Genomic DNA, 11,172 nt, shown 5'->3' on the forward strand with positions numbered 1-11,172 from the left:
TAAATTTGGGGTTTTTATTAAAGATTTATTACCTAGCGACAGCGGGTGTCTTTTTGTGTCGGGCGAGCGCAACCCAATTCACCCTAACATTTTGCACCGGACTCAATAATACTTAAAATACCTAAAATACCAATAACAGCGACGTAAAATTTCTGCTTTTATGTAAGTCGGGAACCAGAAACACGGTTTCTGATTATAAGTGGAGGCGGGAGTGATTTTCACTAGATTTTTCATCAATCAATCGAGGTTTCAAGTCTTTCGGGAGAATACAGTGAAAGCTGATAACTAACAGCCAAAAAAATATTTTTTATTGTCTATTCCTCTTTGGCTGTTGCAATATCTAAGGTTAGTGTCAAACGCTCTTGAGATTCTTTAAGGGCGTCTTGGGGGTTGCGGCCCAGAAGGGTTGCCTCTATGGCGCGACCGAGGTTTTCTGACAGGCGGGAGTAACCTGATATAATGGGTCGCGCTCTGGCTGAGTTCATTTGTTCTAAAAATACTCGCAAAACAGGGTTTTTTTCCACAAAGCTTTGATAAGCTTGGCTCTGTCTCGATTTTAAGTTAATGGGCAAGTAACCGGTTCCCAATGCCCATGCTGTTTGGAATTCTTCACCTATAACGTATTCTAAGAATACTAGGGCTGCTCGCTCTCGTTCTGGCGAGGTTTTCATTAAAAATAGGTTTTCACCCCCTACGACGGCTGCGGGGCGTTTGAGGAGCGGTAAAGGCATTGCTGCGTAGTCGATCGCGCTTTGCTGCAACTGTGCTAGCGTCCACGGCCCGGTGATTTGCATGGCGACTTTCCCGGCGATGAAGTTGTCGAGTTCGTAACCGCGTTCGGGTGCTGACAATATTGCTGAACCTTCTTTTAACAAGTCGCTCCACAATTCTAAGGCGGCGTGAGAACCGGGATTATCTATTTGGGGTACAGGACTTTGAGGTATTTCGCCTTTGAGTTCGCCGCCTGCGCTGAACATGAATGGCAGCCAGGTAAATACTGTCCATTCTCCCTTGCCTAGGGGGAGCACTATGCCGTGTTGGTCTGTGCGGCCGTCTCCGTTGGTGTCTCGCGTGAGCGATCGGGCTGTTTGCTTTAATTGCGCCCAATTCTGCGGCACTTTTTTGATTCCTGCTGCTGCAAATAAGCTGGGACGGTAAAAGATGGCGACGTTGTTTGTCGCTAGGGGAACTGACCAAGTGTGTCCGCCGAGTTCCATTGACTCGAAGAGTGCCGGGTAGATTTCCGCTTTCCGGGGCGATTTGTCGAGCCAGTTTTCTAAGGGTTCAATTGCGTTTAGTTCTGCTAGTTTTCCTGAAATTGTGGCAGAATTCCAAAGCAAATCCGGCGGTGCATTTCCAACTATTGCTGTTAGTATTTTTGGGAGTTGTTGGTCGGGCTGGCCGATATAAACTGGTTTGATCTGGATGTTGGGATGAGTTTTGTTGAATTTGTCTGTTAGGGTTTGAAATACGTCGCGATTTGGCGGCGGATTGATGCCGTGCCACAGTGTGAGTTCGATCGGTTCGCCGTTTTTTGATGCTGGGGTTGTGCTGTTTTGACAGCCGCTTAATATTAGCAGATTTAAGGTAATTAAAATGCCTATCGCTAGTTTGAGTGGTCTTTTAATTGCTTTGGATAATTGGGAGAAAATCATTTGTGAGTGGGATTAAGGGAAGAATATTTTTTTAACCGCAGATGAACGCGGATAGTTAGAGGTTGGTAAAATGAGCTAAATCTCGAAAATCTGCTGGTAGCTGATTTCTCTCTCCATCCGAGGTGTTTTGAAACAAAACGGTGAAAGCTCCTGCTCCTAGTTTATCTTGGGGTCACATCCGATAGCAAGGAATTTATGTCCGGTGCGAGCGATATTTTTCTAAATGAGGAACAGTGACTGCCTGAAATTCGGGGAATTTGCTTAACAGCCATTCCCTGACTTGTTCATTTTCTGCGGTTGAATAAGTGCAGGTCATGTATGCAAGATAACCTTGCGGCGCTACAATTTTAGCAGAATTGGCTAAAATTATTTTTTGGCGGTTGGCATTGCTGTTGATGGTGACATGATGAAAGCAGCCGGGTGCTTTGTCTCCTTTTGCTAAGAGTGATTGACCTGTACAAGGAGCGTCTACTATTACTAAATTAGCCGTTGGTGGCATCTTTTCGGCAAGTATTTTTGAATCGACGTTGGCGGCGGCGGATGGGTTAATTTGGCAGCGTCTTAAATTAGAGATCAGCATTCCCATCCGTTTGCCTATGACTTCGTTGCACAACAGCAATTCTGGGTTTAATGTTTTCCAGGCAAATATACTTTTTCCTCCGGGGGCGGCGCACAGATCTAAGATTAGTTTGATTGGCTGGCGTATTGTTAACAATGTGGAGGCGGCGAAGATTGAGGAAAAGTCCAGACAGTAGTAATGTCCTGCTTGATGTAAGGAATGTTTTCCCGGCTGGGATTCTAAGGCTAGTCTATCTACAAATTCTGGTTGCAAAGCAACTGGAATTTCGATCTCAAATGGGTTTTATGTAGGTTTTGGTTGCACCCACAAGATAGCAGGATTAAAAGCTTGGGGATTGGTGACGGCATGAATAAACTTTTCTTGTGCGGCGGTGTCGGCAAATAAGCTGCGGCTGAGTTTAAGCAGGAGATTCGACGGTTTTTCCATGTTCGAGGAGATATGATAAGATTGAGATTAGCAGTGACAATTGTAGATTAGATGATAATTCTTAGTGTAGAACAGTTATAGTTAACTTGGGAAGAATGGATGCAAATGTTGTTGCGTCTATCCAACCCATTACTTTTGAGCGTTCGAGTCGGGCTGCACCTGAGTATCAATCGAGATACTTTTTGCCGATCGCACAACTCGGAACTATTCTCGAAGTGTATAATCTAGGAGCAAACTACTATTATTTTATCGGCAAAATGAAAATCACATGAGTCCGGCGACTGAAACCACTCCTAAACTCGCTTGTATGATAGCTCCTACACGTTTAAGAGTGTCTACAATATACTATGTTTTTTTGCCATCACCTACTTGATGGCTAATGAGTAATGACTGAGGACTACTTACTAATAACGAACAATCTATGAAAATTGTCTTTTTTGGCACTCCCGATTTTGCTGTTCCTACTTTATCGAGTTTGCTAAGTCACCCAGAATTTGAGGTGGTGGGTGTGGTGACTCAGCCGGACAAACGCCGGGGAAGAGGGAATCAATTGATGCCTTCACCTGTAAAAGATGTGGCTTTAAATCACTGTCTCCCGGTTTGGCAGCCGCGCCGAATTAAGAAAGATGCTGAAACAATTGCCACATTGCGGGAAGCGGAGGCGGATGTTTTTGTGGTGGTGGCTTACGGCCAAATTCTTTCTCAAGAAATTCTGGATATTCCGAGTTTGGCTTGCGTTAACGTTCACGGTTCAATTTTGCCGAAGTATCGCGGTGCCGCACCGATTCAGCGCTGTCTTTTTGAGGGGGAAAAGACAACAGGAATCACTACTATGCTGATGGATGCTGGCATGGATACTGGGGCGATGCTATTGAAGGCTTTTGCTGGTATTTCGCTGTTGGATAATGCTGATTCTTTGGCGGATAGGTTGGCGGAAGTTGGGGCGGATTTGTTGATAGAAACTTTGGTGAAATTGAGGGACGACAAAATTGAAGCTGTTCTTCAAGATGATGCTGAGGCGACTTATGCGCCGATGATTAAGAGTGCAGATTATGTGCTGGATTGGTCGAAAAGTGCGATCGACCTTCACAATCAAGTTAGGGGCTTTTTCCCGGATTGCACGACGACTTTTCGCGCCAATTCTCTGAAGGTGATAGCTACTGTGCCCGTCGGGCCGGAATATTGGCTGCAATTACCGCCAGATTTGAGAGTTTTGGAACGCGAATGGCCTGTTTTGGATCAGTTATCGGGCGCAAATGGGGAAGTTGTGAAGGTTGTGAAGGGCTTGGGGGCGATCGTCCAAACCGGTGATGGTTTATTATTGTTGCGGGAGGTGCAGTTAGCGGGGAAAAAGGTGCAGTCTGGGGTGGATTTTGCTAACGGAACTCGGTTGGCCGTGGGCGAAATTTTTGGGAGTTAAATAGTATATTTAGGGCGGGTAAGATACCCACCCTACAATATTTTGCAGCCAAATCATCCTGTAATTAGATGCGCGATTCTTGACTTAAAATTCCACCAAAACTTCTTCCGTATTGCCCAACAAACCTTGTGCCGCCTCTAACATACTCTCAGCAACATCTTTCAAATCTTCGCGACTTGCCAGATAAGTTTTCAAAGCTTCTAACGGTTCTATACTATTATTAGCATTCAATTCGGGCAACCGCGGCCGTGCTAACTGACTGACTAATTCCGGTTGAATGGTGTAGCTGTGCGCTGCGCCCAGAAGTGTGTGCAATTCTCCGTTGTCGATTAAATCTAATTGTTCCGATCGCAATTGGTAAATTAATCTCACAACCGCGTCTTGTATATCTTTCTTGCCAATAGCTTTAACTAACTCGGCTTGCGGGTTTTCCGATTCGGAAACATTTACTTTAATAGTCTGAAATACCCGCACTGGCAAAGTGCAAAATTCCCACTCAGCTTTTCCCCGTTCCAAATTAACTAACACAAAACCTTTATCTTCTTTCTCTTCACTAAAATCAACTCGTTCGATACTTCCCGGATAAATTACGGGCGGATTGTTGGAAGCGTTGAGATTTTGGTGTTTGTGAACGTGTCCGAGAGCAACGTAATCAAAACAAGGGCGAGTTAGCATGGAAACGGGAATGTTAAAACCTTTTCCAACTGCTAAAAAACGTTCGGCGCCCAGACTTGCTTTATCTGCCATTAAGTGCGCTAAAAGTACGGTTGGTATGTCGGGGTTGAGGCGGCGGATTTCGCCTTCCATTGCGATCGTCAGTTTTTCGGTTAATAATTGGTTAACATCGCCCATAGACAGGCTTTCAGTCTCGGATCGTGTCATTAAGGTCGATCGAGTCAACCAAGGCAAAGTTACCACCTGTACGGGCCCGCTGCGGGTTTGAATCAGGTGAGTGTCCAGGCGATCGCCTACAATAAACTTAGGTATCCCCAAAGTCCGGTAAATCCCCAAACTCGCGCCACCTTGTCCCTGAGAATGTTGGTCGTGATTTCCTACTAGCAAAACCGTCGGAATTTGTGCGTCAACCAAGCGGCTGAATTGGCGAGCAAAAGCCTCTTTCACAAACGGTGGAGGCGTCGAATCCGGGAAAGCATCGCCGCCGAATATAACTAAATCTACGGGCTCAGAAATTGCTCTATCCATACATTTGCTCAGCGTCGCCGCGAAGTCTTCCAAGCGCGTATTTAAACCGGTTTCTGGATTAATCCGACCGTGAGAAAAGCCGCTGCCCATGTGAATGTCTGAAAGGTGTAAGATTTTAATCATTGTTTTTTCTATTTGTTAGTTATCGTTTCGGTTCCTAGTGAGGACTTCAGTCCTCAGAAGAAGGATTTGCATTCCTGACTGCGAACCAAAGAAAGTTTTTTTTCATACATCACAATATGATGCCAGGAACTTTTTGATAAACTTGTGCGATCGGGCAGCGAAAATCTATACTCATTAACTCTAACTCATCTCCTTGTCGGTAAGTCTGAGAAACCCAATTTCCCTCAGCATTGAGTCTAAAACATTCAATTTTGATTTCGGATTGAGTGATTAACACGTATTCTTGCAAACTCGATGCAGTTTGGTAATCGACAAATTTATCGCCTCTGTCGAAAGCTGCTGTTGAGGGCGACAATACCTCAACTACCAAAGATGGATATAAAATGAAATCTTCAGTAGTTGAGGTATCTCTTTCGTCGCAAGTCACCGCTACGTCAGGATAGTAATAGCAATTTGCCTCTTCCAGTCGGACTTTTATATCTGATGAAAGAACTAAGCAGGAACTCTCGCGGAGATGATTGTTAAGCAAACTTGCTAAATTTACTGAAATAACAATATGAGGTTTTTTGGCCCCTGTCATTGCATAAACGTGTCCGCGTCTGTATTCGTGTTTTATCGGGCTTACTCGCTCGCCTTCTAGGTACTCTTCTGGAGAAATGTAGAAATTATTTTTGCTAACAAACATTGAGGTTTCCTCCGATATTTTTATGTGACACTATTGGTTAATAATCGCATACCCGGCTGGGAAACGGCACTGCCGTTTCCCTACAAATTTAACAAAACTCCAGAAATCGTGCGTGCCACAGTTTGCCGCTTTCTGTCAAACCCTGCGATCGCACTTTAATTTTGACACTTTTGGGGTTAGCCTCGTAGAGTCGGGCAATTTCCTGCATTTCCTCCCCGCTAAACCCGGTTCCCACGGTTCCTACGGGGACTAATTTGCCATCAATTTCTTGCGCTACTTTGACGGCACTAAACGGCCGCCCTGCAACTTTTGTCGCCGTCAAGCCCACAATAAACAAATCGTGTTCTTGACAGTATTTAGTCCTCACCATCGGATATTTCTTAACATCTTTTCCGCCGACATAGTGACAGTGGTGCAACACCCAAACTTCGCCTTCTTTATTTTCAGATTCCTGCTGATTTGCCAGTACGAGTTTTTCGGTGGTGGTGCGAAATGTCGGTACAACTTCAAAGGCTGGGGATAAATTTGCCAGCATTTCGCCAACTTCAACTCCCGCTGCAATCCGTTCGGATTCTGCCACGGTAGTTAAGTCATTGCCTTTGAAAAACAAACTTTTAAAAATGGCATAAATTGCGCTGGGCTGGATTGTGGGAAAACCGCTTTCAATATTAACAGTAGCAGCTTGCGCGCCCGTGCGGTGTTCGCTACCCGTACAGCTTTTGTAATACAGTTCGCCGTCTAAAACAAAGGTGCCAATTTTAGCGGCTGTGTCGATTAATGTGCGATCGATCTCAATCGATGCTTGTTGCCGCAGGTTAGTCGATCGCGATTGGTAGTAGACTATATCTGGCGTCGCAATGACCACTACTCGATTGCCGTCGCGTTTTGGCTGTCCCCAATAATCGGGATTTTCGATGTAATAAGAACGATCGCTCGGCGCGTCCACCGGCTGCATCGTGACAATTTTTCCCGGCTGTAAGTGCGGCGGCAATTCGGGAACAGTCGGATGGTAGACAGTTTCTATTTTTGGGTCGGAAGTTGATTGTTTAGCAGGATCGATATCGGCGGTAGAATTGTTTCGAGTATTGAGGGCGATCGGCTTTTCTCCGGTTTCCAATTCAAACGCTCTTTTCCAAAAGCCGATTGCCATTTCCGGGTATCCTTCCGACTCCGCGCACAGTGCAAAACCAATAACTTTTGCCGTACCAATTCCGCGCCCATAATCAGCCAAATACTGCACTGCCCCCGCTTCTCCCATCAAGGGCAATCCTCGCGTCACGATGCGATTGTTCCAGCGTTCTCGAATGTCGGCGCTAATTTTTTTAGCTGCTTTTCGTTTGGCTTCTGCGTATTCGGTGCAGTCCATACTGCCTCCTTTATGTAGGGCTATTTATATACTATACTAAAAATTGATTTATTAGTCAAGTTTGATTTAACAATTAGGTGGTATGAAGAAATTTAACTCTTTCATTTGTGAACTAGATTTATTTTTTAACCGCAGAGGCGCAGAGGGCACAGAGGAAGAGAAGAAAGAGAGTAATCTAAAATCTCCAATCCCCAAGCTCAAATTGATACCAGTTCGCCAAAAAAAATGCTATTGTAGGCAAGATCCAAACCATGATACTCATCCCTTCCCAATCTAACATCTAAAATGGTATGATTATCCCCTGGCACCTGTTATCACTTGGAAAAATTTAGGCGTATACCTTTGTAAAAGACTACCCGCAGCCAGCGTTACTAAAGTGGCAATTGTCACTATCAACAAATAGTGTACCATGACAGTTACCGAATTTGGATTTTTTGACAATCTCTGAAAAACTTCCTTTAAAACTGTTACCGTCGGTTCGTGAGCAGCATAAACAAAAAATGCCAACCCCGAAAGATTTAAACACACCTTTTGCAGCTTTCCAGCTATCAAATCGGAAGCGCACCAAATCGCCATCGTACCTACTACTCTCGTGCAGCATTCAAACAGGTGTTGGAAAGTTTCTATTTCGGATGTTTTCATTATTGCCAGCACAACAGCCATCGCTAAGTATATGCCTATTATCAAAGTTTTTCGTCGATTGAGCCAAGTTAAATCCAATTTTTGAACAGCAATCAGACATCCCAAATAAAAGAACAGTGGCCCCAACCACTGGATTTTAATAAAACCAAGTTGTAATTTCAGCAACCAAGGGGCGGCAAACAAAGCCAAACCTAGATAGGGTATCTTTCTAGCTACCAGTAAAAATACCGGAGATAGAATCACCATCGCGATTAAGTCGCGGACATACCAGAAATGAAATGTGATCGGATAACCGCTTCTGTACCCCGTCAAACAATCTATAAAATTGGCGAAGCTGTAGTCTTCAACGTATTTTTTGTAATGACCTTGAATAATAGAACTTGTTGCCGGTATGTTCAAGACAATTAAGACCATTGCCAATAAAGCTAAGTTCCAAAATAAATAGGGAACCAGGAGAGTCCAAAACCGAGACTTGAGCTTTTCTAGGTAAGAATTTAGCGATAAGTTAAAATTTCTAAAAAAAAGAAAGCCTGAAAGAATAAACAAAAAAGCCACGCAGGAACCACCCCAAGTGCTCCAAATAAAAGTCTGGAAAAATTTATCAGCATATCCCACAGGATTTATAGACGAGTGAATAGTAACAATCCCAATAATTAGGGGGAGACGTAAGAATTTAATTTTCCCAGAAAATTCCGGCGTAATTTGCATTTTTTACTGACAGAGTGTATGGATAGATGGACTTGTATTTACATTGAGATGGCAAATTACCGTAATCGGTTCACCGTCAATGCTAAGATAACCTCGATCGCGCGTTGAGGTCAATGATGCCACGGCTTGCTTCTTGCGAAGTCTGGTTCGCCCACTGGCGATCGCAGGTTTGAGAATTTAAGATCGAGTTTAATCTTACTGTTATGATGCGATTGATTTTGTACAGCAAACCCGGATGCCACTTGTGCGAAGGGTTGCAAGAAAAACTCGAACAGATTGAAAGCCTCAAGTTTCAACTCGAGGTCAGAGATATTACCGAACGCGATGACTGGTTTCAAGCTTATCAGTACGAAGTTCCAGTTTTGTTTAAAGTGCAGCCCCAGCCCCAAAATTTTGTTGGCGAGTCTGCATTCTCCGCTGAAGAACTGTTACCCCGCCCTTCTCCCCGCTGTAGCGTCGCCCAATTGGAGCAAATGTTACAGAAATATTTGCAAATGGATCGGTCACAATAATACGATTTACCCAAAAACTCAGGTTTTAATCCTGACCTCGGGGTGCTCGGTGTGCAGCTTACTCTAGGTAGAGAGATTTTACGGCGCGCATATAAAAATCCCTAGGGTTTGCACCGCGCACAGCAAAAACCTGTAGATAGTGGCTCAAACAATGTGTTCCGCCAGTCATATTCAAGACATTCAAGCGAGGAGTTTTTCAGATGAAATTGAGAGAATTATTAGCAGCAGTTCCCAGCATTTCCTTTGACGCGCAACATCCCGCCCTCGATGCCGAAGTCAAGGGTTTATCCACTAATTCCCACGCTTGTCAGGCGGGCGATTTATTTTTGGGAATGCCGGGAACTCGGGTAGATGGGGGAGATTTTTGGCAAAGTGCGATCGAATCTGGTGCACTTGCTGCCATAATTTCCACCCAAGCAGCCGAGAAAACACCCCCCCAACCCCCCCTTAGCAAGGGGGGGCTAGAAGAGGTTCCTTCCCCCCTTAGCAAGGGGCTAGAAGAGGTTCCCTGCGTCATCGCAGCAGCGGATATGGCTCAAGTTTGCGGTCAAATCGCAACTGCTTTTTACGGCAATCCAGCGAGCAAATTAAAACTTGTCGGCGTTACCGGGACTAACGGCAAAACTACAACAACTCATTTAATCGAATTTTTGCTCAATGAAATGCAGTTGCCGACGGCGATTTTCGGCACGCTTTACACTCGCTGGCCGGGCTTCCAACAAACTGCACTTTACACTACACCTTTTGCAGTTGACCTGCAAAAGCAATTATCAGAAGCTGTAGCAGCCGGATGTAAACATGGGGTGATGGAAGTCAGTTCCCACGCTTTAGCACAGCAGCGAGTTTTAGGCTGTAGTTTTGAAGTTGCTGTATTTACAAACTTGACTCAAGATCATCTAGATTATCACCGTGATATGGAAGATTATTTTGAGGCTAAATCGCTTTTATTTGGTTCGGATTACCTCGCAAATCGCGCTGTAATTAATATTGATGACCCTTACGGGCAGCGGATTGTTGAGACTTTAAAATCCGACAGAGTTTGGAGTTACAGCACTGTTCTAAAAACGGCCGATTTGTATGCTTTTGATTTGCAATATCAGCCCAATGGAGTTAAGGGAATGCTGCATACTCCTAAGGGCGAAACTGCTTTTTCTTTGCCTTTAGTTGGTCAGTTCAATTTATCAAATATGTTGGCTGCTGTCGGTGCTGTTTTAGAATTGGGTTTAGATTTGTCCGCAATTGTGGAGAAATTATCTCAGTTTTCCGGAGTTCCGGGACGGATGGAACGGGTGCAGATTAGTCCCGACCAAGATATTAGCGTTATTGTCGATTACGCGCACACTCCCGACAGTTTGGAGAACTTGCTGAAAGCGTCGCGGCCGTTTATTCCGGGTCAGATGATTTGCGTGTTTGGCTGCGGTGGCGATCGCGATCGCACTAAGCGGCCAATTATGGGTAAAATCGTTGCAGAATTAGCCGATTTAACGGTTGTTACTTCCGACAATCCGCGCACGGAAAATCCCGATCGCATTTTGGAGGATATTTTAGCAGGAATTCCCGCCGCAGTAAAGCCGATGGTTTTGTCCGATCGAGCCGCTGCAATTCGCACTGCTATTATGGAGGCTAAACCGGGAGATGGCGTGCTGATTGCAGGGAAAGGACACGAAGATTATCAAATATTGGGCACCGAAAAAGTCCATTTTGACGATCGAGAACAAGCGCGAGATGCCTTGAAAGCCAGAATGAATTCCGTTAACTGAATTCGGTTAACTGTTAAGGGTTAAGCGAAGTCGGTTAACCCTTAACAGTTAGGTGTTCGCAGGCTGAGAAATTTGTTATGTTTTTAAGTATT

11 protein-coding genes are annotated in these 11,172 nt (G+C 44.7%); 4 read left to right on the forward strand and 7 right to left on the reverse strand.

The features are described from left to right. Window positions 1–314 precede the first annotated feature (314 nt). The 3 genes from QUA47_RS18460 to QUA47_RS18470 form a co-directional block, all read right to left on the reverse strand. Window positions 315–1,655 (reverse strand): ABC transporter substrate-binding protein, encoded by a 1,341-nt coding sequence (locus QUA47_RS18460; protein ID WP_333431780.1) that lies wholly within the window; start codon window positions 1,653–1,655, stop codon window positions 315–317. A 193-nt stretch (window positions 1,656–1,848) separates the two neighbouring features. Beyond that, on the reverse strand, window positions 1,849–2,487 hold the full coding sequence (locus QUA47_RS18465; RefSeq protein WP_333431781.1) for an RsmB/NOP family class I SAM-dependent RNA methyltransferase: 639 nt from the start codon (window positions 2,485–2,487) through the stop codon (window positions 1,849–1,851). 30 nt (window positions 2,488–2,517) lie between these two features. Continuing rightward, complete coding sequence (locus QUA47_RS18470) at window positions 2,518–2,661, reverse strand: hypothetical protein (RefSeq protein ID WP_333431782.1); 144 nt, start codon at window positions 2,659–2,661, stop codon at window positions 2,518–2,520. A 95-nt stretch (window positions 2,662–2,756) separates the two neighbouring features. On the opposite strand from QUA47_RS18470, the gene QUA47_RS18475 reads away from it, so the two are divergent. Further along, window positions 2,757–2,933, forward strand: a complete 177-nt coding sequence (locus tag QUA47_RS18475) for a hypothetical protein (RefSeq protein ID WP_333431783.1) — start codon at window positions 2,757–2,759, stop codon at window positions 2,931–2,933. A gap of 149 nt (window positions 2,934–3,082) precedes the next feature. Continuing rightward, entirely contained in the window at window positions 3,083–4,081 is a 999-nt protein-coding gene (fmt, locus tag QUA47_RS18480) for a methionyl-tRNA formyltransferase (RefSeq protein ID WP_333431784.1), read from the forward strand. An 84-nt stretch (window positions 4,082–4,165) separates the two neighbouring features. On the opposite strand, the gene QUA47_RS18485 is transcribed toward fmt, so the two are convergent. The 4 genes from QUA47_RS18485 to QUA47_RS18500 all read right to left on the reverse strand — a co-directional run bounded on the left by QUA47_RS18485 (window position 4,166) and on the right by QUA47_RS18500 (window position 8,808). Further along, window positions 4,166–5,407 carry an exonuclease SbcCD subunit D gene (locus tag QUA47_RS18485; RefSeq protein WP_333431785.1) on the reverse strand — a complete coding sequence of 414 codons (1,242 nt, stop codon included), beginning with the start codon at window positions 5,405–5,407 and terminating at the stop codon, window positions 4,166–4,168. 109 nt (window positions 5,408–5,516) lie between these two features. Continuing rightward, window positions 5,517–6,092 (reverse strand): Uma2 family endonuclease, encoded by a 576-nt coding sequence (locus QUA47_RS18490; RefSeq protein ID WP_333431786.1) that lies wholly within the window; start codon window positions 6,090–6,092, stop codon window positions 5,517–5,519. A gap of 88 nt (window positions 6,093–6,180) precedes the next feature. Beyond that, window positions 6,181–7,458, reverse strand: a complete 1,278-nt coding sequence (locus QUA47_RS18495) for an ATP-dependent DNA ligase (RefSeq protein ID WP_333431787.1) — start codon at window positions 7,456–7,458, stop codon at window positions 6,181–6,183. A gap of 294 nt (window positions 7,459–7,752) precedes the next feature. Further along, the gene (locus QUA47_RS18500; protein ID WP_333431788.1) at window positions 7,753–8,808 is read right to left on the reverse strand and encodes an acyltransferase; all 1,056 of its coding nucleotides are present in this window, start codon (window positions 8,806–8,808) and stop codon (window positions 7,753–7,755) included. Window positions 8,809–9,014: 206 nt separating this feature from the next. On the opposite strand from QUA47_RS18500, the gene QUA47_RS18505 reads away from it, so the two are divergent. Together QUA47_RS18505 and QUA47_RS18510 are read left to right on the forward strand one after the other, a co-directional pair. Then, complete coding sequence (locus tag QUA47_RS18505; protein WP_333407772.1) at window positions 9,015–9,320, forward strand: glutaredoxin family protein; 306 nt, start codon at window positions 9,015–9,017, stop codon at window positions 9,318–9,320. A gap of 200 nt (window positions 9,321–9,520) precedes the next feature. Beyond that, window positions 9,521–11,080, forward strand: coding sequence for a UDP-N-acetylmuramoyl-L-alanyl-D-glutamate--2,6-diaminopimelate ligase (locus tag QUA47_RS18510; protein ID WP_333431789.1), 1,560 nt, complete (start codon window positions 9,521–9,523; stop codon window positions 11,078–11,080). Window positions 11,081–11,172 lie beyond the last annotated feature (92 nt).

It is taken from the genome of Microcoleus sp. MON2_D5, assembly GCF_036701905.1.
Lineage (GTDB): Bacteria > Cyanobacteriota > Cyanobacteriia > Cyanobacteriales > Microcoleaceae > Microcoleus.

Excerpts from the sequence above, each read along its gene's own strand:
- QUA47_RS18460 (WP_333431780.1), bottom strand. The coding sequence starts at position 1,655 with ATGATTTTCTCCCAATTATCCAAAGCAATTAAAAGACCACTCAAACTA.
- QUA47_RS18475 (WP_333431783.1), top strand. The coding sequence starts at position 2,757 with ATGGATGCAAATGTTGTTGCGTCTATCCAACCCATTACTTTTGAGCGT.
- QUA47_RS18490 (WP_333431786.1), bottom strand. The coding sequence starts at position 6,092 with ATGTTTGTTAGCAAAAATAATTTCTACATTTCTCCAGAAGAGTACCTA.
- QUA47_RS18495 (WP_333431787.1), bottom strand. The coding sequence starts at position 7,458 with ATGGACTGCACCGAATACGCAGAAGCCAAACGAAAAGCAGCTAAAAAA.
- QUA47_RS18510 (WP_333431789.1), top strand. The coding sequence starts at position 9,521 with ATGAAATTGAGAGAATTATTAGCAGCAGTTCCCAGCATTTCCTTTGAC.
- QUA47_RS18505 (WP_333407772.1), top strand. The coding sequence starts at position 9,015 with ATGCGATTGATTTTGTACAGCAAACCCGGATGCCACTTGTGCGAAGGG.
- QUA47_RS18470 (WP_333431782.1), bottom strand. The coding sequence starts at position 2,661 with ATGGAAAAACCGTCGAATCTCCTGCTTAAACTCAGCCGCAGCTTATTT.
- QUA47_RS18485 (WP_333431785.1), bottom strand. The coding sequence starts at position 5,407 with ATGATTAAAATCTTACACCTTTCAGACATTCACATGGGCAGCGGCTTT.
- QUA47_RS18500 (WP_333431788.1), bottom strand. The coding sequence starts at position 8,808 with ATGCAAATTACGCCGGAATTTTCTGGGAAAATTAAATTCTTACGTCTC.
- fmt (WP_333431784.1), top strand. The coding sequence starts at position 3,083 with ATGAAAATTGTCTTTTTTGGCACTCCCGATTTTGCTGTTCCTACTTTA.